Below are 25,249 nucleotides of genomic sequence, written 5' to 3' on the forward strand. Positions count from 1 at the left end.
TTGAGGTTAGAAGCCGACGTTTACACCAAAGACCAGTCCTCGGTTGAAGTTAGACAGCCCCGTATCGGGGTCGAGCCAGCTTATTTTCGAATAGATCAGGCCGGGGTTGAGCAACTGGGCATATACTTTGACGCGCGACAGCCCCACGTTCCGAACCAGGTTTGCCGGGATGATGTAGCCCAGCGTTACGTTCCGGATTTTGACGAACGACCCGTCCTGGTAATTGCTGGCGTTGACAAAGGCATCGCCCGAGGCACTGTTGTAGTTAGGAGCTTGGTAGTCATTGGTCGGGTTGGCGGGTGTCCAGTAGTTGACCAGCCGCTGGGCATACCGGCCCTGCAGGGCTTCGGCCCCGGTTCGCATGAAAAAATTCCAGCGCGAAAAAACAAAGGCCGACAGCTCGAAGCCTTTGTAGCTAAACGTGTTTGAGATACCGCCCGTCCAGCTGGGGCTGCTGCTGCCCCGAATAACGCGGTCGTTGTTTGCATCAATTTTGTAATCGCCGTTCTGGTCGACCACCCTGATGTCGCCCGGGCGGAAGGTTTGCCCATTGGCCGCAAACTTCTGTATCGCTTCCAGATCCTGCGGGGTATTCTGCCAGATGCGGTCTTTCACGTAGTCGTAGTACACGCTCAGCCGCTGGCCAATAAACCAGTTGTTGTTGAGATCGTCGACGGCTCCGTTGGCCAGCGTAACGATACGGTCTTTGTTGGCCCCGAAGCTCAGCGTGGAGTTCCATTCGAACTGCCGGTTTTTGACGTTGACCGTGTTGAGGGTCAGCTCAACGCCCCGATTGGCCGTTTCGCCGATATTGGCCAGCGAAGTCGTATAGCCATTGATCGAGAGAATGTTCCGCAGCAGCAGCAGGTCGGTTGTTCGCGACGTGTACAGGTCAAGGGCGCCATTGATACGGCCTTTGAAGAGGTTGAAGTCGACGCCCAGGTTATACTGCTGGGTATGCTCCCAGCCCAGCTGGGGGTTGGGCAGCGAGATGGGGTTGGCCAGCGAGGCATCCGACGATACGTAGCCGGGCTGTACCGAACTGCCAAAGGTATAGTACAAGGTCTGCAGCACCCCCTGGGTCGAATAGGGCGAAATGGCTGCGTTGCCGGTAACACCAACCCCCAGCCGTACTTTCAGTTCGTCGACCCAGGGAAGCGACTTCATGAAATTTTCCTGATCCAGTCGCCAGGCGAGCGATACCGAGGGAAAGAAGTCCCACTTGTGGCCCGGAGCGAGCTGCGAAGCGCCATCCCAGCGCCCGAAGGCCGTCAGGATATATTTGCTGTTGAAATTATAGTTGGCCCGCACCATGTACGATACCAGCGACGACTGAACCAGGTTGGTACCGAAGCCATCCAGGGCACTCACCGACCCCAGCTGATACCACAACTGGCTGTTGTAGGGCAGTTTGGTAGCGGTCATGGATGCCGTTTCCTGCCGATAGGATGTAGCGTTCTGCAGCAGGGTCAGCCCGACGCTGTGCTTGCCAATCGTTTTGTCGTAGTAAACCAGCTGATCGAGCGACCACGAAAAATTGTTGGTGTTGTTCAGCTGTGCATAATTGGTCGACCCCGGCTCCCCACCGCCCCGATTGATCGAGTTCTGGTCCATCCAGCGGCCATTGTTATTGTAGTAGAAATCGGGGCCGAAGTTGACGCGGTAGCGTAGCCCGTCCAGCAGGGTAACCTCGCCGTACAGCGACGCGACGGCCCGGGTCACCTTACGCAGGTTGATGTTATACTGATCTTCGCCAATCGGGTTCAGAATGGTGATATCGCCCCCGGGCAGGTTGATCCGGTTGCCGGCCGCATCGAAGGGCTGGGCAAACGGCAGCATGCCCCTGGCAGCCGCATACAGACTGCCGGGGCCGGTGGCATTGGTGGTCGAAAAGCCATAGTTCTGTTTGCTGAACGTTCCGTCGATCGTGCCCCCCATCCTGAACCATTTTACCGGCGTCACATCAACACTCACCTTGGCACTGTAGCGGGTGTAATCCTGGCCAAGCTGGGTGCCATTCTGATTCAGATAGCCAAACGAGCCATACGCTTTGATTTTCTCGGTTCCGCCACTGGCACTGATAATGTGGTCGTGGGTGACGCCCGTTTGCTGTACCAGGCCGGTCCAGTCGGTGGTCGGTACCAGATCGCCGTTCCAGACGCCATTTACCCACCCTTTGTTGACGTTGGCGAGTGCATAGGCATCACCGGCAAAAATGCGCTGATCATCGACCTGACTGGGGGCCTCCGGATAGCCAGTTCCCGAAGGGGTGGTTTTACCCGCCAGCGTGTTGATGTAGTTGATCCGGCGGTAGGCATCGCGTCGGAATTCGATGTACTGCGATGCGTTCATCAACGGCAGCCGGTCTTTGATCTGCTCGATGGTGGTGGTACCCACGTATTCCAGCGACAGCCGGCCGGTTTTGCCCCGTTTGGTGGTAATCATCACCACACCGTTGGCCCCGCGCGATCCGTAGATGGCCGTGGCCGAGGCATCCTTCAGAATATCGATGGCTTCGATATCGTTGGGGTTGATAAACTCGATTCCGCCCGATGAAAGCGGAATCCCATCGACTACGTAAAGGGGGTTGTTGTTGGCCGTCAGGGAGCGGTTGCCCCGAATCCGGATACTGCCCACCTCACCGGGCCGCTCGTTGGACGTAATGTCTACGCCGGCGGCTTTCCCCTGCATGGCCTGCAGGGCGTTGGCTACGGGTCTCGACCGAATGTCATCGGCGCTCACACTCACCACGGCCGATGTAACGTCGGTCCGCTTGACCGTGTTATACCCAACCACCACCACTTCGGTGAGGGTCTTATCGTCGGGCAACAGGCTGATGTCTACCACGGTCCTGTTCCCAACCGGAACTTCCTGCGTGGCGTAGCCGACCAGCGAAAACACCAGCGTGGGGGCGCTGCCGTCGGCCACGGTGAGCCGGTACCGCCCGTCCGCATCGGTGGTGGTGCCGCGGTTCGTGCCTTTCAGTACTACGTTGACGCCCGGCATGGGATCATTTTTCTCATCCATTACACGACCGCTGATGGTCAGGTTTGGCTGCGCGGCCGGCCGATCGATTCCTGGTTCTGCCGCCGACGTTTCGGCAGGGGCCAGCGTCTTGAGCACGATCAGCTGCGAGTAAGCCGTGAAGCCTACGTGCAGGGGCCGCAGCAGCCGGTCGAGCAGGTCGCCCAGCGGTTCATTCTCGGCCTTGACCACCACCCGGCTGTCGAGCGGAACGGTGCGGGTGTTGTAGGAAAACCGGACGTCGGTCTGTTTGCTGATCTGGCGAAGCACGTCGCGCAGCAGCCCATTGTCGACCCGCAGGCTCACCCGCCGGTTCAGCAATTCCTGTCCACGCTGCGGGTAGGCAGCCGATGCCGACGCAAACCAGCCCACCAGCACGAGGAGCAGCGCCGATATTTTCACTAAATAAAACCCTGTGCCGACAATTCGTCGGCAAATTTGAGTAGACTTGTTCATGTTTTTGAAAGGGTAAAGGCCTGTTGAAAACTGTCCCGGCATTCTCTCCCGGAATGCACCTGAGCAGCAACTCAGTGGGGACCCAAAGCCATCAATGCAGCAACATTGGTGGCTTTTTTTCTGCTGTGTTTAGATCATTGGGCGTTTGTTTAGAAGTGGTTTAAGGACAGCCGGCCCCCGTGATGCGGATGCGGTTCTCGACCAGCTCGGCCCGGGTTCCGTTGCCAATGGTTTCGGCCAATATGGTTAGCTTTTCAGTGAGCGGCTCATCGGCCAGATTGGTGGTAATGCGGCAATGCCGGAAGGCCTCCGCATCATACTCGAGAGGCATCCGGTAGGCTTTGGCGAGCGCGGTCAGCACCACCGAAACCGGCATTTCGTTGAATTCGAAGCCCTGTTCGTTCAGCTGTTCCGACAGGTCGGAGGGTTGCCGGGTCGACTGGGCCACCAGGGGTTCCTGCGAGCGGGCTACCCGCAGTTCTTCATTGGCCCGCACCGATACGGGGCGCTCCCGGGCGACCGTTCGGGCGGTTGGGTACACCAGCACCTTACCCGTACGCACCTGCACCACGGTTTCCTGTTGCCGGGGCAGCACCCTGACCAGGAAGCTGGTACCCACCACCCGGGCGGTTAGCTGGCTCGTTTTTACATAAAACGGCTGACGGGGATTCTTATGAACCTCAAAAAAGGCCTCGCCCGTCAGTATCACCTCCCGCCTATTGGGCGCAAAGCGAACGGGATACCGAAGGGTGCTGCCGGGATACAGCCATACGACGCTGCCATCGGCCAGACTCAGCGGCTCCACGGTGGTCTGCCGATTGGCAGCTACCAGCCAGGCCCTGGCTGGCAGCTGCGCCACCGGCTTAGCCGGCCGACCCACCCACCAGCCCAGGCCGCCGGCAATGAGCAGTATGGCCGCGGCCCGCCAGAGCCAGTTCTGATGGCGCGGCAGCGGCCTGACCGTGGGCGTACGTTCGGCTTCCGCCCGTCTCACTTTCTGCCAGGTGGCTTCGATCTGATCGGTCAGCTCCCGGGCGGTCATCGGCTCATCGGGTACGGCCGCCGACCGCAGCAGATCAGCGGCATCCTGCGCCAGCCCACGACTGTCAGGATGTTGGGCCAGCCAGTGGGTATAGGCATGACCCGGCTGATCGAATTGCCCGGCGGCCACCCACGCCCGAAACGCGGGGTCGGTCGCAAACGCATCGGCGGTTCTGTACGTTAACCAGTGCTTCATGAATCCTGTTGCCCTTTTAACGAAGGGTCAGCAACTGGCCAACTGTACTCACCAAAGAGGAAGAATTTTCTAAATTTTTGTATTTAAACCGCTGCCAGGGAAAAATATAGCCAGAATAATGCAGGTAATGCGGTCGGAAGCTGGCTGCGCATCCTGCTCAGGGCCCGGTGCAGCAGGTTAGCCACCGACTGATAATTGATCGCCAGAATGGCTGCGATCTGGTCTTTTTCAAGATCCTGATAATAGCGCAGGTAAATAATTTCTTTCTGTCGGGGCGGCAACTGATTCATCAGTGCATTGAGCTGCTGGAGTCGCTCCCGGTTCAGTTCGTCGGCAATCCAGGACTCTTCAACCGAGAAGGTAACGGTAAAGGGAGTTTGCTCTACGTCGCTCGTCAGGGCGCCGAAGCGCTGCCCCTGCCGGTCCCGACGCGATACGCAGTGGCGTACAGCGGCAAACAGATAGGTTCGGATCGAGAGGATGGGCTGCGGCTGGTCACGGCGTAGCCACAGGGAAACGAGCGTGTCCTGCACGCAGTCCTGAACCAGTTCTTTATCCGACGAGAATTTACGCCCGTAGTGCAGCAACGACGGAAAGAGCCGTTCCATCAACTGGGTGAATGCGGCCTCCTGCCCCTGCCTAATTAATTGCCACAGTTCTTCATCACTTGGTGTGGTTCTACGCATACGCAGCACGCTACTTTACTGAATTAGTATTCCGTTTACGGGTTTCTATGGCCAATATCCGTCCGAAACGAAACCGGGCTGTCCTACACTTTCATCCTAGGCGGGTGGTTTATGCGTGCCGATGTGCCTGCGTACGACACCTACGGGCCGGCCGCACCAGCCCTGCCGACACCGAAGGGGGTCGCGCCGGGAACGAGCCGGGGCCACCGGACAAACGGGAAAGGTGGAAGTAGCCGCCGGGTATGCCGTGACGGCCACTTCAGCCCGAAGCACCGGGCACAGACCAGCCTACTCAGGTCTTCAACAGCCTGTGCGATACGGGGTGATTCAGCCAATTGTGGCAGCGCTACGGGTCAGGCACCGGGCTCGACCCGGGTTGCGGGGTGCTGGCTGTTTTTAGGCTTTCGCAGCGCCTGAAAGCCCATTATGACACCTGCCAGTAGTAAACCAACCACCAGACCCAGACCAAACTCGGTCAGGGTGGCCGGTACGCCGGGCAGGAGTCCGTGCAGAAACGGAATATTGTGCGCGAAAATGCCGCCAGCTACCAGCAGCAGCGCCAGCGTTCCGACCACGCCCAGCAGCCGGATGATGAGGGGCAGCGCCCCGACCAGTCCCCGGCCGATGACCGACCGAATGCTGTTTGGCGTGGCGCCGTTCAGCAGCGCCCGACCGGCATCGTCCATGCGAACGATAAGCGCGACAAGGCCGTATACACCCACCGTCGCCAGCAGCGCGACAACCGATACGGTTACGATTTGCGTGATGCGGTCTTCTTCTGTCACCGCTCCCAGGGCAATGATGACAATCTCCACCGAGAGAATAAAGTCGGTAGTAATGGCCGATTTGACTTTCTCTTTCTCCAGGTCGGGGCCGGTCCCGGCTTGTGCAGCCGGGGCAGCCGGCGCCGGGCCGTGTTTTTTGGCCGCGAAATAGTGGATAATCTTTTCCGCCCCTTCGTAGGCCAGGTAACACCCACCAATCGTCAGAATAATGGGAATTGAAACGGGCAACAGGGCATTCAGCAACAGCGCCACCGGCACGATGATGAGCTTGTTGATTAGCGACCCTTTCGTAATGGCCCAGAGAATGGGCAGCTCCCGATCGGCCAGAAAGCCGGTGGCCTTTTCGGCATTTACGGCCAGATCGTCGCCCAAGATGCCGGCCGTTTTACGGGTAGCCACTTTGGTGGCGAGCGCCACATCGTCCATCAGGGCAGCGATATCGTCGAGAACGGCAAAAAAACCAGAAGGCATGAATCGTGTCGTTTAGTGAGTGGGCCCGATCAGGTTAGCCGGGCAGACTATATGGCAAAACACCTGACTCCCCCCCGATTGTTATGAACGGGTTTGTTTGCAGGCCAAAAATAACGACGGGAACTGCTCTATTCGCCAAGATGCTGAGTGACCCGGGCACTACCTGCCAGCGCCCCCGGCTTACCGTCAGGTGCACAATTTTCGCCTGGCAACCAGCTTGGCAAGTCGGCAGAAAAGCGTTCAACTTACTGTAAGCTGATTTTCTGGCCCGTATCGGCAGCCCGGTAGATCGCATCCAGAATCAGCAGATCGCGCCGACCTTCTTCGCCGGCAATGTGATCGGGCATTGGTTTGCCGGCCAGTATGTGCCGGGCTACGTCGTCGACGAGGGCCGCCTGCTGATTGACAACCGGAAATGAAAAGACCCCCTGACTCGAGCGACCGTTGAAGGGTCCATAGCTGAGGGCAGGGCTGAGTTCGAAAAAACCGTTGTCGGCAGCGGCATACAGCCGGTCGATATTGGCGTTGGCCATGCACGACGAGGTAGCCACGGCGCCACTCGGGAAGTAGAGCTGCCAGGTGATATTTTCTTCCACCTCGCGGAAAACGTCGGGCATGGTTACCGGACCGTACTGGGCCGTCACGGCTACGGGCTCCTCGCCCAGCACGTAACGCGCACTCTGCACGCAGTAAATACCGATGTTCATCAGGGGTCCGCCACCCGCCATCGTTTTGCTCAGGTGCCAGTTATCGGGCTGAATACCCGCAAGGCGGTAACCCAGTGAGGCTTCGATCAGGCGCACCGGCCCCAGTAGCTGCTGCTGACCCAGCCGTTGAATGGCCTGGTGGTGTGGATCGTAGTGCAGCCGATACCCAACGGCCAGTTGCACCCCGGCTGCCCGGCAGGCGGCTATCATCTCGCGGCAGTCGGCCTCGCTCAGCGCCATCGGCTTCTCGACAAGCACGTGTTTACCGGCCTGAGCCGCCCGGATGGTGTACTCTTTGTGCAGGCCATTGGGCAGCGTGATATAAACCAGCTCGATCGCGGGGTTGTCGCGCAGCTGATCGAACGTCTGATACGAGTAACAGTTTTTATCGGGCAGTTTCAGCTCCTGTTTCCATTGCTGCGCTTTGGCCGGCGTGCCCGTTATGATACCCGCCAGGCGGCTATACTGCGAATCGACCAGTTTTCCTTTGAGCAACCCCGCGTATTGGCCCAGTCCACAGAGCGCAATGCCCAGCTTGCGGGCGGGGGCAACGGGTGGGGTGTAATGCCCCCGGGCCAGGGTCGTACCGGACAGCGTCGACGCGCCGAGGCCAAGGCCAAGCTGTTGGATAAAGGTTCGTCGGGAGTAGGGATGCATGCGGGGTTCAGGATGGGGGTTTGGTCGATTCAGCCCCAAAAGTACCCGCTGCGCGCAGGCAAGCCCTGAAAATGGGTTAAACGGAACAGCCCGGGGATTGCTGGCTTGCAGTACGCAGCCACTGAACAAAAAAAGGTGGCCTGTTGCCAGACCACCTTTTCCTAGGGCGTGCGCACGAAGGCCAATCAGGCCAGATCGTACCGACCCAGGTTCATCACTTTATCCCAGGCAGCCACGAAGTCGCGCACGAATTTCTCCTCCGAATCCGAGCAGCCATACACTTCAGCAATGGCCCGCAGCTCCGAGTTCGATCCGAAAATAAGGTCGACCCGCGTGCCGGTCCATTTCACAGCACCCGTTTTACGGTCGCGGCCTTCGAATACGTCGTTGGCATCCGACACCGCCCGCCAGGTCGTTCCCATGTCGAGCAGGTTGGTGAAATAGTCGGTCGTAAGGGCTTCGGGCCGATCGGTGAATACGCCATGCTTCGAGTGGTCGAAGTTGGTGTTCAGCACGCGCATACCACCCACCAGTACCGTCATTTGCGGAATGGTCAGCGACAGCAGCTGCGCTTTATCGATCAGCATATCCTCTGCCTTAGATTTGTGGATCGGGTTGAGGTAGTTGCGGAACCCGTCGGCGCTGTGCTCCATGGCCTGGAACGAAATCACGTCGGTCTGCTCCTGCGAGGCATCGGTGCGGCCGGGTGTAAACGGTACCGTGATCGTATGACCCGCGTTTTTGGCGGCCTGCTCGACCCCGGCGCAGCCCGCCAGCACGATCAGGTCGGCCATCGAGAGTTGCTTGTTGCCGGTCTGGGCGCTGTTAAACGACTGCTGAATGCCTTCGAGGGTTTTCAGCACGGTAGCCAGCTGGGCCGGGTTGTTGGCTTTCCAGTCTTTCTGGGGGGCCAGGCGCAGACGACCGCCGTTGCTGCCGCCCCGCTTGTCGGAATTACGGAACGTCGATGCCGACGCCCAGGCAGTCGATACCAGTTGCGATACCGTCAGGCCCGAGGCCAGAATCTGTTCTTTCAGCGCGGCAATATCCTCATCTGAAACCACATCATAGGTGCGGGCCGGAATCGGATCCTGCCACAGCAGCTCCTCCTGCGGCACTTCGGGGCCGAGGTAGCGCTCGATGGGACCCATGTCGCGGTGCGTCAGCTTGAACCAGGCGCGGGCAAACGCGTCGGCAAACTGATCGGGGTTCTCGTGGAACCGGCGCGAGATTTTTTCGTAGGCCGGATCGAACCGCAGCGACAGGTCGGTGGTGAGCATGGTGGGCTGGTGCCGTTTGCCCGGAATGTGAGCATCGGGTACGGTATCGGCACCGGCGTTGTTCACGGGGCGCCACTGGTGGGCACCGCCGGGGCTCTTGGTCAGCTCCCACTCGTACTTGAAGAGGTGGTCGAAGTAATCGTTGGTCCACTCGGTCGGTTTGGTGGTCCAGGTTACTTCCAGCCCGCTCGTGATGGTATCGGCACCGTGGCCCGTTCCGTACGTGTTTTTCCAGCCCGTGCTCATTTCTTCGATGCTGGCGCCTTCGGGTTCGCTGCCCACGTATTTGGTGGGGTCGGCCGCGCCGTGGGTTTTGCCGAAGGTGTGTCCACCGGCGATGAGGGCCACGGTTTCTTCGTCGTTCATGGCCATGCGACCAAACGTTTCGCGGATGTCGTGCGCAGCGGCCACCGGATCGGGGTTGCCGGCCGGTCCTTCGGGGTTCACGTAGATCAGACCCATGTTGGCAGCGCCCAGGGGCTGCTCCAGTTTCCGGCCCGACTTATCGGCATAGCGCACGTTGTCGCCCAGCCATTCGGTTTCCGAGCCCCAGTATACGTCTTCTTCGGGTTCCCAGATGTCCTCGCGTCCGCCACCGAAACCAAACGTCTTGAAGCCCATCGACTCCAGCGCGCAGTTACCGGTCAGGATCATCAGATCGGCCCACGAGATTTTTTTACCGTATTTCTGTTTGATAGGCCACAGCAGCAGGCGGGCCTTATCGAGGTTGGCGTTGTCGGGCCAGCTGTTGAGCGGAGCAAAGCGCTGGGCACCCGAGCCACTGCCGCCCCGGCCATCGCCAATACGGTAGGTACCGGCACTGTGCCACGCCATCCGGATGAAGAATGGACCGTAGTGACCAAAGTCGGCCGGCCACCAGGGCTGCGAATCGGTCATCAGGTCGACAATATCCTGTTTTACAGCCGCCAGATCGAGGCTGTTGAAGGCTTCGGCATAGTTGAAACCAGGCTCCATCGGATCCGACAGCGTCGAGTGCTGACGCAGGATATTCAGTTTCAGTTGATTGGGCCACCAGTCGCGGTTGCGCGTGCCTCCGCCGGCGCTCTTGTTCAGCTCGCCGTTCATGAATGGGCATTTGCCCACGGTGTTGACCTGGCTGTCATCATTAACCTCCCATACTGTCGAGTCGGGATTTGTGCCGTTTGCCATCTGTGTAAAGGTTTGTTGGTTTGACCCACCAAAGGTAAACCATTTAGCACTATAGTCGCAATTTATTGTTTTTATAAGCGCATAGATAATATCTATATAAGCATATCGATCCTACGTTTATTAATTAAATGTGTGCCGGAACTGCAGGGGCGACAGCCGGGTCTTTTGCCGGAACAACTGACTGAACGACTGAGCGTGCTCGAACCCCAGCGCAAAGGCGATTTCGGAAACAGTCAGATCGGTTGTCGAGAGTTGTTCCTTGGCTTTGTCGATGAGCCGGGCGTGAATGTGCTGCTGGGCCGTTTGCCCCGTCAGCAGCTTGAGGGAGGTGCTCAGATACTGGGGCGATACGGCCAGGTCATCGGCCAGCGCCTGCACGGTCGGCAAGCCCGTTTCGCTCAGGGTTTCCGGCAGCAGTGCTTCATCGAGCCTTTGTTCGAACCGGTTCAGCAACTGATGACTGGTTTGTTTGCGGGTGATGAACTGCCGGCGGTAAAACCGATCGGCGTAGGTCAGCAGCAGCTCAAGCTGCGCAATGATGACCGCCTGGCTGAATTCATCGATCGGGGCGTGGTACTCCCGGCCGATGTGCCCAATCAGATCGACGAGCGTATTTTCTTCCCTTTCGGAGAGGTGGAGGGCTTCGTGCACGGCGTAGCTGAAAAACTCGTACCGGCTGATCTTCCCGGCCAGGGAGGTATTCCAGAAAAAGTCGGGGTGGATAAGCAACAGCCAGCCGGTATGGTGCAGCCGGGCATCGGCTTCGATGGCCAGCACCTGCCCGGGTGCAATAAAGAGCAGTATGCCCTCGTCGAAGTCGTACTGTTGCTGTCCGTATTTCAGTTTACCCTCGAAATTTCGCTTAAGCGCGATGCTGTAGAAGGCATGCACGCGGCTGCGGTGCGCCCCCTCGGGCTGGTAACAAAGATCGGCGAAGTTGACCAGGCTGATCAGCGGATGCGCCGGCCGGGGCAGCCCCATCAGGGTGTGAAAAGCTGATATCGTCTCGATGCGCAGGGGCTGGCTTGTTTTCATACCGAACGATGGTTTATGTGGGCGGCTTCAGTGTCCATACCACGGGCGCAGCCCATCGGGGAGCGACGCGGTTGGCCGGCCCAGCAACTGGCTTAACTCAGTTGTCACGCCCGCTTCCTGGCCATTGGCAATATCGGTCATAAAGCCCACAATGCGGTCGATACCGGCCGCCGGCACGCCCCGCGTGGTCAGGAGCGCTTCGAACACGGCTACGGTTGCCGGCGTGTACCGAACAGGTCGGCCCGACAGCTGCTGCAGGGCAGCCGCCACATCGGCAAACGAATACGCCGTGTCGCCGGTGAGGGTATAGGTCCGCGACACCGGAATTGGATCGGTCAGCACAGTCGCCATGGCTTCGGCCAGTTCGCTGCGGAGGGCGAAAGCCACCTGCCCCACACCGGCCGGCAGCGGAATGCCGGTATCGAGCACCGCCGGGCCCACAAAAAGCGGAATGGCATCGAGGTACAGACTATTCCGGAACAGCACGCACCGGAGCCCACTGGCCAGCAGGAGATCTTCGGTCTGAAAATGGCCTTCCATGAGCGAATTGGCCAGCGTGGTCCGGTCGCGAAGGGCGCGGCTGGTGTACGCCACCGTTGTTACGCCCGCCCGGCGGGCAGCATCGATAACCTGGCCGTGCTGCGCCACGCGTTTGTGTTCGTCGGTGCCCGCAATGAGCAACACCCGCTCGACACCCACCATAGCCGCATCGAGTGCTGCCGGGTCGTCATAATTACCAACCCGGATCGATACGCCTGTGTCGCGCAGGTGGGTAGCTTTGGCCGGGTCGCGCACCAGCGCGGCCAGTCGAGAGGCCGGCCAGCGGGCCAGCAAAAACGGAAAAAGGGCTTGTCCGAGTTGGCCCGTTGCGCCTGTGATCAATAGCATAGCTAGTATTTTTTAGACAGTACAAACAGGATTACCGGGCGTATACGGCTGCGAACTCCCGGGCAAAATCAGCTAGTTTAACGGTGCCCGGCTGGGCGGGGCGATGCCGGGTATAATCGGCAGCCAGCGCCCCCCTGTGCAGGCAGGCAAACAGCTCGATCAGCGCGTCGGCGGTGGGGGTCGGTACACCCTGATGCGCCAGCTGGCTGCGCATGGCCACGTCGCTGATTACGTGCCAGCGCAAATCGGCCAGGCCCACGGCCTCACCCAACACCCGGGCGATTTCATCCCCCGTCTGCTCATCACTGCTAACGTATCGGACCCTGTCGAAGCCGGTCGGTGTTTCGAGCGCATCGACCGCCACCGCAGCGATATCGGCAGGGGCCACCAGGGCCAGCCGCTGATCGCCCCCGTAGTTGGCCCGGATTTCGCCCTGCGTTCGGATACCCTCGATAAACGCGAATAAATTGTTGTAGAAGTACGCTGGACGAAGGTGGGTGAGGCTGAGCCGGGGTACTGCATTCAACAGCTGTTCGACATCGTGCGAGCCCAGAATCAGGCCGGTGCCCTGGGCCAGGTCGGCACCGTAACTGCTCAGGTGCACCACCCGCGGCACCCCAGCCTGCCCGATGGCCAGCTGGTAAGCACGGCCGATGCGCTGGTAATAAGCCCGCGGGTCAGCAGCCGCGAAAGCCGGCGGCACCATGGCAAACAGGGCATCGGCCTGCCGACAGGCGGCCGTCAGGAATTCGGCATCGTCGAGCGACCCGATGGCGGCCCGGGCGCCCAGGGCTTCGATGGCCCCGCGCCGGGCGGGTTCCTGACTGATTAGGGTGAGACTGTGCCCACGCTGCCGAAGGCGTTGGGCCAGGGGGAGGCCGATGTGCCCCAGCGAGCCCGAGAGGGAGATGTTCATACAACTGCGTTTTAGCAGTACAAAAGTCTGCCCGCAGCCGGCCCCGCCTGTAGGCAAAGCATGGATTGTTGTAGGCAAAACCACGCGGGGCGCTGTTTTGCTTTTTTGGGTCAGCCCCCCACTTCGGCATCAGGCCCCATCCAGCCCCTGACCTTGACCTCTTCCAGATCGATCAGGTACAGGTGTTTTCGGATCAGTTCTTCGTCCGATTCGGGTTGGCGGTTCAGCTCCGTCAGCCAGGCGCGCTGTTGCTCGAGCAGGGCAAGGTACGTTTGCTGGTAGTCGCGCCGGTCGCTTTGCCGGGTGGCATCCGATAGGGTGGCCTCGGCCTCCAGCAGGCCCAGCTCCGTGCGGTAGCGGTTGTAGAGGTTGCTAAGTTGCGGATTGGTTGACCCGGCCGACGCGCGCCGACGCGCCAGAAACGCCACCGACTGCCGCGCCACGGCCTGCCGGATGACCAGTTCCTGCTGCTGTTCGGCAGCCGAGCGGTCGGGAAACTTTACCCACCTGATAAGCCACGGCAGGGTCAGCCCCTGAAACACCAGGGTAACCAGAATCACCACGAACGTAATGAACAGGATCAGGTTGCGGTGCGGAAAGGGCGCACCGCCGTCGATGCTGATTGGAATGGAGAGGGCCGCAGCCAGCGACACCACGCCCCGCATGCCCGACCAGCCCAGTATCAGCGGCCCGCGCCAGTTCGGATTGGGATCGGCCACGGTGATGAACCGGCTCATGAAGCGCGTAAACTGAGCCGCGCCAAACGTCCAGATAAGCCGGGTGACCATGAGCACCACCGAAATCAGCAGACCGTACCCGACGGCTTCGGCCAAGCTGACTTCTTCCAGCTGTTTGGCAATGGTGGGTAGCTGCAGGCCGATCAGCAGGAAGACAAGCCCATTGAGCACAAATACGAGGTTGGTCCAGACGTTGATACCCTGGGTGCGGCTCTGGTAGGTAAGCAGCGACTGCCGTTTCAGCGACAGAAACACGCCCCCGCTCACCACAGCCAGCACGCCCGAGTAGCCGAAATGTTCGGCTGCGTAGTACATGCAGTAGGGCGTGAGCAGGGTCAGTATAATATCGATGCTCGGGGTAGTGGGCAGCCAGCGGTGGATGGCGTAGAAAACCAGGCCCACCAGCAGGCCGATGGCACTGCCCAGCACAACGACCAGCCCGAAGCTGGTAACGGCCTCCTGCCAGTGAAACTGCCCCGTTATGACCGCAGCCAGCGCAAACCGCAGCACGATCAGCGACGAGGCATCGTTGAGCAGGCTTTCCCCCTCGGCAATGCTGACCATCTCTTTAGGCACGTTGACCTGCCGCATGATCGTGCTGGCTGAAATGGCATCGGGGGGCGACACGATACCACCCAGCAGAAAGCCCAGCGCCAAACTAAACGCGGGCAGCACCGCATTGGCCACCACGGCCACCACCGACGCCGTCAGTATTACAATCGGGAAGGCAAAGCTGGTGATGACCCGTCGCCAGCGCCAGAACTCCTTGGCCGAAATCTGCCACGAGGCTTCGTATAACAGCGGGGGCAGAAAAATCAGAAAGACCAGTTCGGGATCGATGGTTACGCCCGAAAAACGATCGATTAGGCTGAGAACCAGCCCACCCAGCACCAGTACGATCGGATAAGCCAGCCGCAGTTTGTTGGCCAGCATAACCAGCCCCAGAATAATCAGAATCAGAAAAACGTAGTCGATAAATACCCCCTGCATAAACGATCTGGACCGGTTTGACTGGCCGACCCCGCCGACCGTCCGAAAGGTAATGACTTATCGGCGTTGATGGTACGCCCGGCCATGGCCCCTCAGCCCTGAGCAAACCGGGTGAGCGGCTCGTACAGAACCGGGTTCAGTTCGGTGTCGATAATCGCACCTACCCGCGCGCCCGGACACCAGGTATGCCAGTCGTTTTCCTGGTTCGGGTTTGTGGGCTGACTCAGCACCATGTCTTTGTCCATGTAAATCACCGTCATCACCTTACGCATCTGATCGGTCTGGTTGGCGCCCGCCCGGTGAAACACCCAGCCCGAATGAAAACTTACCTCGCCCAGTTCGAAAGGCTCCACCACGTGGGCGAAATCGGTGACCCGAAGCTTCTCGGCAATCTGTCGTTCACTATCGTCGCCAATTTTCAGGTCACGGCCGGCCACGATCTGGTGACTGCCGGCGCTAAACTCGAGCGGCCCCATCGACAGGGGGGTTGCCTGCAGCGGAATCCAGGCCGTAATGGTTTTGTCGGAACTCAGCGGCCAGTAGTACTGATCGGCGTGCCAGGGCGTAATGCCGCCCCCCGCTTCTTTAAACAGCGCCTGATCGTGGTACAGCCGCACGCCATCGACCTGCATGAGTTGGGCGGCAATACCGGCCAGCCGCCGGCTGAATACAAAGTCGCGTATGGTATCATGGGTACGCCAGAGGTTGAACAACTGTAAAAATGCTTTTCCGTAGGTGTCGCGGTCGGCCAACGGGGTTATGGCCGTGTTCATGCGCTCGACCTGCCGGCTGATGGCGTCGCCGTAATACGCCAGCGTGTCGGCGTCGAACACGTTTTTAAGTTTGATAAACCGGTTGGTCTGGTAAAACCGGATCTGATCGGGGGTGAGGCTGTACGGCAGTGTTAGCGGTTCCATAGCGTGCAAGGCAGTCGGTTTTCTCAGGCTGCCCGTTGCAAAGGTCCGTTCGACTGCGCCGTTCTCGTTTGCCCGATTTTGGCCGAAATTTTACCAATTTTATCGCGCCTGTCTTTTTTCACCTGACAGACAGGTAACATTCGCCATGCGCCCCGAACTGGAAGCCGGTATCAGCCAAAGCCCAACGGCCTCGTTTCGTGCCTTTGTCCTGCACCAGCCGGCTTTTACGTCGCACTGGCACTACCACCCCGAACTCGAACTGGTACTCTTTACCAGAGGTACCGGCATCCGCTTCATCGGCAACGATATTTCGCTGTACAACGAGGGCGATCTGTTTCTGATCGGCGCGGGCATTCCCCACACCTTTGTGAGCTACAAATCGGCCGACGGCAGTCTGGTCGAGGCCCACTGCATTCAGTTTCGGGCGGAGCTGTTCGATGCGTTTGCGGAGAGCGCCCCGCTACGAACCCTCTTTGCCGAGGCAGGCCGGGGATTGCACCTGCGCCAGCCGCCCGAAACACTGCTCAGCAGCCTGCGGGCCGTAACCGACCGCAACGGCCTGCCCGCGCTGGTAGCGCTGCTCGAAACGCTCACCCAGCTGACAACCCTGGCCGACCGCGAGCCGATTCTGGCTCCCACCTACCGGCGTCCCGCTACCCTGGCCGACCCCACGACCCGAATCCGAACGGCCATCGACTGGGTCAATACCGCCTACCAGCGCCCGGTGTCGCTGGCCGATATGGCCGCCCGCTGTCATCTAAGTCCCAACGCCTTTTGCCGATGGTTCAGGCAGCAGACCGGCCAGACCCTGATCGACTATGTCAACACGGTGCGGCTCACGCATGTCTGCCAGCTGCTGCTGCTGACCGACGAACCGATTGGCGTTATTGCCACCCGTACGGGCTTCGACAATCCGGGCACGCTGAACCGGCTGTTCAGAGCCCGGCTGCAATCGACGCCCAGTCAGTACCGCCAGGCCCACCGGCCCGGCTGAGTAAAGGCAACCCCCACCCTGACCAAAGCACTGGCTAACAATTGGTTAAGACAGACTATGCAGCGATGCAGCCGACCAGACAAACCGGCCCGGACGTAAAAATGTATAACAGGTTCCGCCATCTGTATAAGCCGGAACGGCTCCCGGCCTGCCACCTTTGTACCCACAAATCAAACACACTACACACATGGCTAAGACAGTCTTAATTACGGGCGCATCGCGCGGTTTTGGTAAAATCTGGGCAAAAGCCCTGCTCGAACGGGGTGATCGCGTGGCAGCAACGGCCCGCAACCTCGCCGATCTGAACGATCTGGTCGAGCAGTTTGGCGACCAGGTATTGCCGCTGCAGCTCGACGTTACCAACCGGGATCAATGCTACGACGTTATCAGCACCGTTCAGCAACAGCTGGGGCGTATCGATGTGCTGCTCAACAATGCCGGCTACGGCCTGTTCGGCACGGTTGAAGAAGCCACCGAAGCCGAAGCGCGGCAGCAGATGGAGGTTAACTTTTTCGGATTGCTCTGGATCACGCAGGCGGTGCTGCCGGTGATGCGGGCGCAGCAAAGCGGCCACATCATTCAGGTGTCGAGTGTGCTGGGGCTTTACACCTTCCCGACATTGGGCCTGTACAATGCCTCTAAATTTGCCGTCGAAGGGCTGAGCGAAACACTGGCCAGCGAGGTAAAACCGTTTGGTATCCACGTGACGCTGCTCGAACCCAACGGGTTTGAAACCGAATGGGCCACCAATTCGGCTGGCCGGTCGAACCCGATCGAAGCCTATGAACCGCTGAAAGCGGCCTTCCGGGCTGCCTACAACCCCGACGATTATGGCGTACCGGCCGCTACGGTGCCTGCCGTACTCCAGCTGATCGACGCCAGCGAGCCACCGCTGCGGCTGCTACTGGGTAAAGTTGGCTTCCCGCTCGTACAGGACGTTTACAAGGACCGCCTGGCCACCTGGGATGCCTGGAAAGACGTAAGCACCCAGGCCCACGGCAAATAATCCCGGTCGTGCAATCGCATAAACCCCGTTCTTAGCAATTAAAACAAACACCCATGAACGCAGTCGGCTTCAAAACCTCCCTCCCCATCGACGATCCGCAGAGCTTTCTCGATGTAGTTATCGATACACCCACCCCTACTGGCCGTGAGTTGCTGGTACAGGTGCAGGCCGTTTCGGTCAATCCCGTCGATTACAAGATCCGGCAGAACGCGGCACCGAACCAGGTTCTCGACACGCCCAAGATTATCGGCTGGGATGCCGTTGGTACGGTGGTGGCCGTGGGCAGTGAGGTAAGCCTGTTTGCCGTGGGCGATGCGGTTTATTACGCGGGCGATATCACCAAATCAGGCAGTTATGCCGAGTATCAGGTTATCGACGAACGGATTGTGGGTCGCAGGCCCGCCCGTTTGTCGATTGCCGATGCAGCCGCTGTACCCCTGACCGCGCTGACGGCCTGGGAACTCTTTTTCGACCGGATGCGGCTCAGTGCCGAACGCGACGCCGGTAAAACCGTGCTCATCATCGGTGGAGCCGGCGGGGTAGGGTCGATTGCCATTCAGCTGGCCAAAAAAGTGCTGGGGCTGCGGGTTATCACCACAGCTTCGCGCCCCGAAACCACCGACTGGTGCCTGCAGCTGGGGGCCGATCAGGTGGTCAATCACCGGGCGCTGGTCGACGAGATCCGGGCACTGGGCATCCAGCAGGTCGACTACATCGTTGATCTGGTGGATAACAACGCCTACTGGGACAGCATGGTCGAGCTGATCAAGCCACAGGGCCACATTGCCTCCATTACGGGGAGCGCCCAGCCCGTAGCGCTCACCAAACTGAAAGGAAAAAGTGTGACGTTTTCGTGGGAACTGATGTTTACTCGGTCAAGCTTCCAGACCGACGACATGATTGAACAGCACCGGATTCTGACTAAGGTGGCTGCGCTCTACGACACCGGGGTACTGGTGTCGACGCGGCAAACCCAGCTGAATGGGCTGACGGCCGAAACGTTTCGGCAGGCCCACCGGCAACTGGAGTCGGGCACAACGATTGGTAAACTGGTGGTTGTCTTTTAACGATACTGGCTGATGGTCCATTACAAAACCCTTGCCGACCTGCACCGCGCCGGCGGCTACCCGCAACCCGAACATCCGCAGCTTAGTTTGCTGACCTGTCAGGAGCTGACCACCTGCTCGTGGGGTAGCCAGCAGTTTACGGGCGATTTCTACATGATTTCGCTTAAAAAAATCAAGTCGGGCACGTTTTTGTATGGTAAGACCAGCTACGACCATCACAATGGCTCCATGTCGTTTGTAAAGCCGCGGCAGCTGGTCGAAATCAGCAACGTAGAACTGGCCGAAAAAGCGTTTGTCATCTTTATTCACGAAGACTACCTGCTTGGCAGTCCGCTGCACAACGCCATCCGGAACTACGCCTATTTCGACTATGAGATCAATGAGGCCCTCCACCTGTCGCCCGCCGAAGAGCGCATCATGTGGGACCTTTATGAGAAAATTGGCACCGAGTATCGCAACAACCAGGATGAGTTCAGCCGGGAGATTATCCTGACGCACATCGACTCGGTGCTGAAATACGCCCAGCGGTTTTACAAGCGTCAGTTTATCAACCGCACGGTGCTGTCGGGCACGACCATCACGCGGTTCCACAACCTGCTGACCCGTTATTTCGAACAGGGGCTACACCGGCAGGAAGGGCTGCCCAGCGTGCATTTTCTGGCGGGCGAGCTGAATTTGTCGCCCCGGTACCTGAGCGATCTGCTCAAGCAGGAAACGGGCAAAACGGCCCTCGATCATATTCACCTGTTTCTGATCGAGGAAGCCAAGGAAAGGCTGCGCAGTTCAGACAAGTCGATTGCCGAAACGGCCTATGCCCTCGGCTTCGAAAATCCGCCTTATTTCACGCGACTGTTCAAGAATCTGGTTGGCATGACGCCGAACCAGTACAAAAGCAGTCTGAACTAGACGCTGCCAGTTCAGGCATTGTAAAAGGGCTGGCCCCGTCGATCACCGATGGGGCCAGCCCTTTTTCGTAGGGCCGGATCGACCGGCCAGTTCAGGCATCGTACCAACTGCACCAGCCAAACTGTTCCTGGCTGATGGCATCTTTGCTGGCGGTGACGTAGGTTACGTAAGCCTGGGCAACCGGAGAGAGCTGCTTGTCTTTGTGCCAGACCAGATTCCAGCTGGTTTCGAGCGGCAGCCCCCGAGCGGGCAGAATGTTCAGGTCGCCCCCCAGCAGTTCATGCTTGAGCCCGATCAGGGGCATGATCGAATACCCCAGCCCCGCGATAAGGGCCTGTTTGACGGCTTCGTTCGACGTAAGTTCAAGTTTCTTCGGCACCGTCAGCTGGTTGTCGCGCATATACGTCTCCATCACCATCCGCGTTCCCGACCCGCTCTCGCGGTAAATCAGCGGAAGCGATGCGACTTCCTCGGGCGTGTAGGGCCGCGTCTGTGACGCCGGCTGACCGGGCCCAACCAGATACAACCGATTGGTCATCAGGATAATATGCCGCACGGGTACCTGCTGCGGCAATATGGACACTAACGCAAAATCTACGTCGTTGGCTTCCAGACTGGCCAGCACTTTCTGCCGGTTGGTAACGTCCATTTCCAGATCGATGCCCGGATGCTGGCGAATAAACCCGGCCAGAAAGTAAGGCATCACATACTTACCCGTCGACACCACAGCCAGCTTCAGCTTGCCGTGGAGCAGCCCCTGATAAGCGAGCGTTTTGTAATTAATGGCGTAGGCTTCGTCCAGAATTTTTCCGGCTGCCACGGCAATTTCCCGCCCGAAATCGGTCAGATGGATGCGCCGGCCAACCACTTCGGTCAGCGGAATATCGAATTGCTGCTGCAGATTTTTCAGCTGGATCGAGACCGCCGGCTGGGTCAGGTGCAGCACTTCGGCCGCTTTGGTGATGCTCAGCGTTTGCGAGATTGTCAGGAAGACCTGTAACTGGTGCAGGGTGTAGTTCATAAATTTTGCTTATGAATTTCATCAAAACTATAAATAAAAATTTATGAAACAGGCTTGTCAACTTTGCCCCACCAAACAAAATCAGTACTACACATGACACGTATTACCGTAGCAAAGGGTGATGGCATCGGACCAGAAATTATGGATGCCACCCTGGCTATTCTGGCCGCAGCCGGCGCCCAACTGGACATCGACGAAATCGAGGTCGGCGAAAAAGCTTACCTGGCGGGGCACACATCGGGCATTTCGCCCGAAGCCTGGACGAGCCTGCGCCGGAACAAGGTTTTCCTGAAGGCGCCGATCACCACACCCCAGGGCGGTGGCTACAAGAGCCTGAACGTTACGATCCGGAAAATGCTCGGCCTGTATGCCAATGTGCGGCCCTGCATGAGTCTGCACCCGTTTGTCGACACCAAACACCCGCAGATGGACCTGGTAATCATTCGCGAAAATGAAGAAGATCTGTATGCCGGTATCGAACACCAGCAGACCGACGAGGTGGTGCAGTGTCTCAAGCTGATCAGCCGGCCAGGTTGCGAAAAGATTGTACACTACGCCTTTGCCTACGCCAACCAGTATGGCCGCCGGAAGGTAACCTGTTTCACGAAAGACAACATCATGAAGCAGACCGACGGGTTGTTTCATCAGGTCTTCGAAGAGATAGCGCCCCAGCACCCCGCCATCACGCCCGAACACTGGATCATCGACATTGGCGCGGCCAAACTCGCCGATACACCCGAAGCCTTCGATGTGCTGGTGATGCCGAATCTGTATGGCGATGTGCTATCCGATGTGGCGGCCCAGATTGCCGGTTCGGTCGGGCTGGCGGGCTCGGCCAATATCGGCGACAGCTGCGCTATGTTCGAAGCCATTCACGGCTCGGCCCCCCGGCGGGCCGGTCAGGATCTGGCCAACCCCTCCGGGCTGCTGCAGGGGGCGGTTATGATGCTGAACCACATTGGGCAGGTCGACGTAGCAGCCCGGGTTCAGAATGCCTGGCTTAAAACCATTGAGGATGGCATCCATACGTATGACATCTATAAAGAAGGCGTTAGCCGTGAGAAAGTAGGCACCCGGGCCTTCGCCCAGGCCGTCATTGCCCGGCTGGGGCAGCAGCCGACAACGCTCAAACCGGTGCACTACAAGCAGGCGGGGGCGCTGCAGCTACCTCGTTACCAACGCCGGTCACCGGTGCCGAAGACCCTGGTCGGGGTCGATGTGTTCGTACACTGGGCCGGCACCGACCCCGCCGAACTGGCGGCCCGAATGCAGCCTCTGGCACCGGCAACCATGACCCTTAAAATGATTACGAACCGGGGCATTAAGGTTTGGCCCGACGGTTTCGACGAAACGTTCTGCACCGATCACTGGCGTTGCCGCTACGTTGGGGCGAGCGGTCAGCCGGTCGAGAGCGCCGATGTCATTCATATTCTGTCGAACGCCCTTGGCGAAACCATCGACACGATCAAAACCGAGAACCTGTATGCCTTCGATGGCAAGCCCGCCTTTTCGATGGGCCAGGGTCAGTAGGTATTGCTGATTGATAAACCCCATTTTCCAAACATCATTCTCCCCGCATTGCCATGCAAACCAAACTGATTGATGGCCATTTCAGCGCCCAGGATGCGCTGTCGATTCTTACCCAGATGGTTCACGTAAAGGTGCGTTTTCACGAAGCCAAAATCTCGGCGTCCTGTCAGGAAGAAGACATCAAGGCGCGCGAACGACGCATCAAGGAATTGCAGCAGCAGCTTTTCAGACTACGGCAGTTCATCGAACAGCACGGCGCCGATGGCATCTGTCTGCATGCCGACCTGGTGGTCGAAACACCGTCGTCGGTGCTGGCTGCTCAGGCATAGTGTCAAGGCGTGACCGGTCTGCCTGCCGGTAGCCCCGAAGCCCGGTATCTGCCCTTGCAGGTATGGGGCTTCGGGCTTATTCGTCAGTTGCTTTTTGCTGGTTGCCCTGCGCCCGGCGTTTTGCGTAGCGCAACCCAAAACCCGACGAGGCTGCCAGCGGAATACCGATCGGGGCGGGCCAGATACGTAGCCGCTCAGCCATGCAACCGGTTGTCCTTCCCAATCGGATACGGCTGTCGGCCCGGCCCAGGCGCTCTCAGGCATCCTGCAGGCCCGCCACTGTCTGGCTATGACAGCCGATTCCGAAGCGACGACTCTCGGATGATAAGCTGCGTATCAAACACTTTCGTCTCGTCGCGAATCACGTCCGGGCTTTCGATCTGGCTCAGCAACAGCCGAATCGTTTCGGTGGCCATGTCGGGTATGGGCTGACGAACACTGCTCAGAGTCGGCGAAAAGTAAGACGAAACGGGTTCGTCGTTGAAGCTGACCACCGCAACATCCTTCGGTACAGTCAATCCTTTCTGCTGCATGGCATACAGGGCAGCATACGCAATACGATCACTGATGGTTACGACACCATCGGGCGGTTGCGGCAAACTCATAAGCGCCAGTGTTTGCAGAATCGTATTTTCGTTGGTATAGTCGCAGTGCCGCAGGTACTGATTGCCGGCTGTTACGCTGTAGTCGGCAGCAGCTGCCAGATAGCCTTCAATCCGCTGGTTGCTCAGTGCCAGCTGGGGCGGTCCCGCCAAAAAGCCAATTCGCTGACAACCCTGCCGGATTAAATGCTCGGTAGCCTTGTAAGCAGCCGCCCGGTTATCAACCATGACTTTAGACACCGAATCGATGTCGGCAATACGATCGACCAGCACGATCGGCAATTTTCGCCTGACCAGCCGCCGGATGTGTTCAAAATCAGTTGTATCCTGCGAAAGCGACAGCACAAGTCCCTCGACCTGGCTGCGCATCAGATTTTGAATGCTGATCGTTTCGCGCATATACGACTCGTTCGTCTGGGCGACCAGCACACTGTAGCCCGCCTGCATAGCCGCTTCTTCCAGATTGTTGAGCATCGCCGAGAAGTAATGATACGAGAGATTGGGAAAAATAACCCCAATGGTTTTGGTGCGGCTCTTGACCAGATTTTTAGCCAGCTGATTGGGCTGGTAATCCAGCTCCTCCGCCAGTCGCATGACAGCCTTGCGCGTGTCCGGATGAATTTCGGGCATATCGCGCAGCGCGCGTGATACCGTGGAAATCGAAACGTTCAGTCTGTGGGCAATGTCTTTAATCGTAACCGGCGCACTTTTCATTCAACCTCAAAAATTAGATTTTTCCTATAATTCACCATAACGTTCATTCCAGGCCCCAGAACGAGCAGGAACAAGTTTATGGAGAAAAATTTAATAAAACTCGGGCATAATCACATTATGCAAACGTTTCCGCAAACGTTTGCATAAAAAAACAGGGCATTTCTGTTCGGCAACCGGCCGTCTGCGCCTTGACATCTTGCACTTATAAGGTATTTTAGTTGAATATATCCGGTTATGTGGTCGAAATGGGCTTTAACGGGCAACAATTAGTTTTACCCTTTCCAATGCCATAATTGTACTTTTCCAGGCAATGACCCATTAGAACAGGGGATACCAAAGGAATAGTTGGTGCTGTTGGCCCGTTTCGATACCCTCTTGTTTCTCCACTACGGCTTTACTTTTAGATTGACACCCTATGACGAGTTCACAATCAGTCCCGGCAGATGAACAACGAATGGCCCAGCTCTGGATTCGATTCAAGGCAGGGGATGAAACTGCTTTTGATCAACTGGTCCAGGCCCGGTATAGAGTGTTGTTCAACTACGCCACCCGATTCACCAAAGACCGTGATCTGATCAAAGACTGCATCCAGGATCTGTTTCTGGAGCTTTGGAACCGGCGCGGGGTTATCGTTGAAACGCCCTACGTAACGATCTACCTCATCAAAGCCTTTCGTAACAATTTGTTCCGCCGGATTCGCCGTGAAACAGCCCGGCCGGTTCTTTCCGGTGAAGGGGTTGAGTGGGAAACCGCCACTGCCGATGATTTGACGGCCGACTTTAAATGGATTGCTGATGAAACCCTGGCGTCGACGGAGCAGCACCTCCGGCGCGCCGTCGATCAGCTGCCCAAACGACAGCAGGAGGTAGTTTTCCTGAAGTTCTATGAGGGCCTGACTAACGATGACATTGCCCAGGTCATGGCTATAGAGAAGCAAACGGTTGCCAATTTTCTGTACCGGGCCGTTACCCAGCTACGCGCTGTACTGCCGGTCCGCCTGTTCCACTAGGACCGCCCCACCCCAGCCGAATCCCGGTCTTACCCCCGCCAGCTGTTGTTCTGGCAGGGTAAGACCGGGATTCGGCTGTTTACGAAACTGGCGGATACCATTTTTTCAAAAAAAA

General features: G+C 58.4%; 21 protein-coding genes. 7 read left to right on the forward strand and 14 right to left on the reverse strand.

What is annotated here, in order from left to right:
• Positions 1–6: 6 nt before the first annotated feature.
• The 11 genes from ACYVAC_RS18110 to ACYVAC_RS18160 form a co-directional block, all read right to left on the reverse strand.
• The gene (locus ACYVAC_RS18110) at positions 7–3,426 is read right to left on the reverse strand and encodes a SusC/RagA family TonB-linked outer membrane protein (RefSeq protein WP_461099182.1); all 3,420 of its coding nucleotides are present in this window, start codon (positions 3,424–3,426) and stop codon (positions 7–9) included.
• 214 nt (positions 3,427–3,640) lie between these two features.
• Positions 3,641–4,717 (reverse strand): FecR family protein, encoded by a 1,077-nt coding sequence (locus ACYVAC_RS18115; RefSeq protein WP_461099183.1) that lies wholly within the window; start codon positions 4,715–4,717, stop codon positions 3,641–3,643.
• Positions 4,718–4,800: 83 nt separating this feature from the next.
• The gene (locus tag ACYVAC_RS18120; RefSeq protein ID WP_461099184.1) at positions 4,801–5,403 is read right to left on the reverse strand and encodes an RNA polymerase sigma factor; all 603 of its coding nucleotides are present in this window, start codon (positions 5,401–5,403) and stop codon (positions 4,801–4,803) included.
• A 353-nt stretch (positions 5,404–5,756) separates the two neighbouring features.
• Positions 5,757–6,659 (reverse strand): DUF808 domain-containing protein, encoded by a 903-nt coding sequence (locus ACYVAC_RS18125; RefSeq protein ID WP_461099185.1) that lies wholly within the window; start codon positions 6,657–6,659, stop codon positions 5,757–5,759.
• 245 nt (positions 6,660–6,904) lie between these two features.
• Positions 6,905–8,023, reverse strand: coding sequence for a Gfo/Idh/MocA family protein (locus ACYVAC_RS18130; RefSeq protein ID WP_461099186.1), 1,119 nt, complete (start codon positions 8,021–8,023; stop codon positions 6,905–6,907).
• 185 nt (positions 8,024–8,208) lie between these two features.
• Positions 8,209–10,473, reverse strand: coding sequence for a catalase/peroxidase HPI (gene katG, locus ACYVAC_RS18135; RefSeq protein ID WP_461099187.1), 2,265 nt, complete (start codon positions 10,471–10,473; stop codon positions 8,209–8,211).
• Between the two features lie 120 nt (positions 10,474–10,593).
• Positions 10,594–11,508, reverse strand: a complete 915-nt coding sequence (locus ACYVAC_RS18140; RefSeq protein ID WP_461099188.1) for a helix-turn-helix domain-containing protein — start codon at positions 11,506–11,508, stop codon at positions 10,594–10,596.
• A 27-nt stretch (positions 11,509–11,535) separates the two neighbouring features.
• Positions 11,536–12,396, reverse strand: coding sequence for an NmrA family NAD(P)-binding protein (locus ACYVAC_RS18145; protein WP_461099189.1), 861 nt, complete (start codon positions 12,394–12,396; stop codon positions 11,536–11,538).
• Between the two features lie 31 nt (positions 12,397–12,427).
• Positions 12,428–13,312, reverse strand: a complete 885-nt coding sequence (locus ACYVAC_RS18150) for an NAD(P)H-binding protein (RefSeq protein WP_461099190.1) — start codon at positions 13,310–13,312, stop codon at positions 12,428–12,430.
• Between the two features lie 110 nt (positions 13,313–13,422).
• On the reverse strand, positions 13,423–15,039 hold the full coding sequence (locus ACYVAC_RS18155) for a Na+/H+ antiporter (RefSeq protein WP_461099191.1): 1,617 nt from the start codon (positions 15,037–15,039) through the stop codon (positions 13,423–13,425).
• Between the two features lie 92 nt (positions 15,040–15,131).
• Positions 15,132–15,956, reverse strand: a complete 825-nt coding sequence (locus ACYVAC_RS18160; RefSeq protein ID WP_461099192.1) for a phytanoyl-CoA dioxygenase family protein — start codon at positions 15,954–15,956, stop codon at positions 15,132–15,134.
• A 145-nt stretch (positions 15,957–16,101) separates the two neighbouring features.
• Between ACYVAC_RS18160 and ACYVAC_RS18165 the strand changes: the two genes are divergently transcribed.
• The 4 genes from ACYVAC_RS18165 (at position 16,102) to ACYVAC_RS18180 (ending at position 19,929) form a co-directional block, all read left to right on the forward strand.
• Complete coding sequence (locus tag ACYVAC_RS18165; RefSeq protein ID WP_461099193.1) at positions 16,102–16,950, forward strand: helix-turn-helix domain-containing protein; 849 nt, start codon at positions 16,102–16,104, stop codon at positions 16,948–16,950.
• A gap of 187 nt (positions 16,951–17,137) precedes the next feature.
• Positions 17,138–17,956, forward strand: coding sequence for an SDR family NAD(P)-dependent oxidoreductase (locus tag ACYVAC_RS18170; protein ID WP_461099194.1), 819 nt, complete (start codon positions 17,138–17,140; stop codon positions 17,954–17,956).
• 53 nt (positions 17,957–18,009) lie between these two features.
• On the forward strand, positions 18,010–19,023 hold the full coding sequence (locus ACYVAC_RS18175; RefSeq protein ID WP_461099196.1) for a zinc-binding alcohol dehydrogenase family protein: 1,014 nt from the start codon (positions 18,010–18,012) through the stop codon (positions 19,021–19,023).
• Positions 19,024–19,035: 12 nt separating this feature from the next.
• On the forward strand, positions 19,036–19,929 hold the full coding sequence (locus ACYVAC_RS18180; RefSeq protein WP_461099197.1) for a helix-turn-helix domain-containing protein: 894 nt from the start codon (positions 19,036–19,038) through the stop codon (positions 19,927–19,929).
• 91 nt (positions 19,930–20,020) lie between these two features.
• Here the strand turns inward: ACYVAC_RS18180 and ACYVAC_RS18185 are convergent, their stop codons facing one another.
• Positions 20,021–20,950, reverse strand: a complete 930-nt coding sequence (locus tag ACYVAC_RS18185) for a LysR family transcriptional regulator (protein ID WP_461099198.1) — start codon at positions 20,948–20,950, stop codon at positions 20,021–20,023.
• A gap of 93 nt (positions 20,951–21,043) precedes the next feature.
• Between ACYVAC_RS18185 and ACYVAC_RS18190 the strand changes: the two genes are divergently transcribed.
• The gene (locus ACYVAC_RS18190) at positions 21,044–22,480 is read left to right on the forward strand and encodes an NADP-dependent isocitrate dehydrogenase (RefSeq protein WP_461099199.1); all 1,437 of its coding nucleotides are present in this window, start codon (positions 21,044–21,046) and stop codon (positions 22,478–22,480) included.
• Between the two features lie 53 nt (positions 22,481–22,533).
• On the forward strand, positions 22,534–22,809 hold the full coding sequence (locus ACYVAC_RS18195) for a hypothetical protein (protein ID WP_461099200.1): 276 nt from the start codon (positions 22,534–22,536) through the stop codon (positions 22,807–22,809).
• A gap of 76 nt (positions 22,810–22,885) precedes the next feature.
• Here the strand turns inward: ACYVAC_RS18195 and ACYVAC_RS18200 are convergent, their stop codons facing one another.
• Together ACYVAC_RS18200 and ACYVAC_RS18205 are read right to left on the reverse strand one after the other, a co-directional pair.
• Positions 22,886–23,011: a hypothetical protein gene (locus tag ACYVAC_RS18200; RefSeq protein ID WP_461099201.1), complete on the reverse strand. Its 126-nt coding sequence runs from the start codon at positions 23,009–23,011 to the stop codon at positions 22,886–22,888.
• 85 nt (positions 23,012–23,096) lie between these two features.
• On the reverse strand, positions 23,097–24,125 hold the full coding sequence (locus ACYVAC_RS18205; protein ID WP_461099202.1) for a LacI family DNA-binding transcriptional regulator: 1,029 nt from the start codon (positions 24,123–24,125) through the stop codon (positions 23,097–23,099).
• Positions 24,126–24,540: 415 nt separating this feature from the next.
• On the opposite strand from ACYVAC_RS18205, the gene ACYVAC_RS18210 reads away from it, so the two are divergent.
• Complete coding sequence (locus ACYVAC_RS18210; RefSeq protein WP_461099203.1) at positions 24,541–25,134, forward strand: RNA polymerase sigma factor; 594 nt, start codon at positions 24,541–24,543, stop codon at positions 25,132–25,134.
• The last annotated feature ends 115 nt before the right edge of the window (positions 25,135–25,249 follow it).

Source organism: Spirosoma luteolum, assembly GCF_054778875.1.

Bases quoted from the DNA above. Each gene is read 5' to 3' on its own strand.
- ACYVAC_RS18115 (WP_461099183.1), bottom strand. From the start codon at position 4,717: ATGAAGCACTGGTTAACGTACAGAACCGCCGATGCGTTTGCGACCGAC.
- ACYVAC_RS18120 (WP_461099184.1), bottom strand. From the start codon at position 5,403: ATGCGTAGAACCACACCAAGTGATGAAGAACTGTGGCAATTAATTAGG.
- ACYVAC_RS18125 (WP_461099185.1), bottom strand. From the start codon at position 6,659: ATGCCTTCTGGTTTTTTTGCCGTTCTCGACGATATCGCTGCCCTGATG.
- ACYVAC_RS18130 (WP_461099186.1), bottom strand. From the start codon at position 8,023: ATGCATCCCTACTCCCGACGAACCTTTATCCAACAGCTTGGCCTTGGC.
- katG (WP_461099187.1), bottom strand. From the start codon at position 10,473: ATGGCAAACGGCACAAATCCCGACTCGACAGTATGGGAGGTTAATGAT.
- ACYVAC_RS18140 (WP_461099188.1), bottom strand. From the start codon at position 11,508: ATGAAAACAAGCCAGCCCCTGCGCATCGAGACGATATCAGCTTTTCAC.
- ACYVAC_RS18145 (WP_461099189.1), bottom strand. From the start codon at position 12,396: ATGCTATTGATCACAGGCGCAACGGGCCAACTCGGACAAGCCCTTTTT.
- ACYVAC_RS18150 (WP_461099190.1), bottom strand. From the start codon at position 13,312: ATGAACATCTCCCTCTCGGGCTCGCTGGGGCACATCGGCCTCCCCCTG.
- ACYVAC_RS18155 (WP_461099191.1), bottom strand. From the start codon at position 15,039: ATGCAGGGGGTATTTATCGACTACGTTTTTCTGATTCTGATTATTCTG.
- ACYVAC_RS18160 (WP_461099192.1), bottom strand. From the start codon at position 15,956: ATGGAACCGCTAACACTGCCGTACAGCCTCACCCCCGATCAGATCCGG.
- ACYVAC_RS18165 (WP_461099193.1), top strand. From the start codon at position 16,102: ATGCGCCCCGAACTGGAAGCCGGTATCAGCCAAAGCCCAACGGCCTCG.
- ACYVAC_RS18170 (WP_461099194.1), top strand. From the start codon at position 17,138: ATGGCTAAGACAGTCTTAATTACGGGCGCATCGCGCGGTTTTGGTAAA.
- ACYVAC_RS18175 (WP_461099196.1), top strand. From the start codon at position 18,010: ATGAACGCAGTCGGCTTCAAAACCTCCCTCCCCATCGACGATCCGCAG.
- ACYVAC_RS18180 (WP_461099197.1), top strand. From the start codon at position 19,036: ATGGTCCATTACAAAACCCTTGCCGACCTGCACCGCGCCGGCGGCTAC.
- ACYVAC_RS18185 (WP_461099198.1), bottom strand. From the start codon at position 20,950: ATGAACTACACCCTGCACCAGTTACAGGTCTTCCTGACAATCTCGCAA.
- ACYVAC_RS18190 (WP_461099199.1), top strand. From the start codon at position 21,044: ATGACACGTATTACCGTAGCAAAGGGTGATGGCATCGGACCAGAAATT.
- ACYVAC_RS18195 (WP_461099200.1), top strand. From the start codon at position 22,534: ATGCAAACCAAACTGATTGATGGCCATTTCAGCGCCCAGGATGCGCTG.
- ACYVAC_RS18200 (WP_461099201.1), bottom strand. From the start codon at position 23,011: ATGGCTGAGCGGCTACGTATCTGGCCCGCCCCGATCGGTATTCCGCTG.
- ACYVAC_RS18205 (WP_461099202.1), bottom strand. From the start codon at position 24,125: ATGAAAAGTGCGCCGGTTACGATTAAAGACATTGCCCACAGACTGAAC.
- ACYVAC_RS18210 (WP_461099203.1), top strand. From the start codon at position 24,541: ATGACGAGTTCACAATCAGTCCCGGCAGATGAACAACGAATGGCCCAG.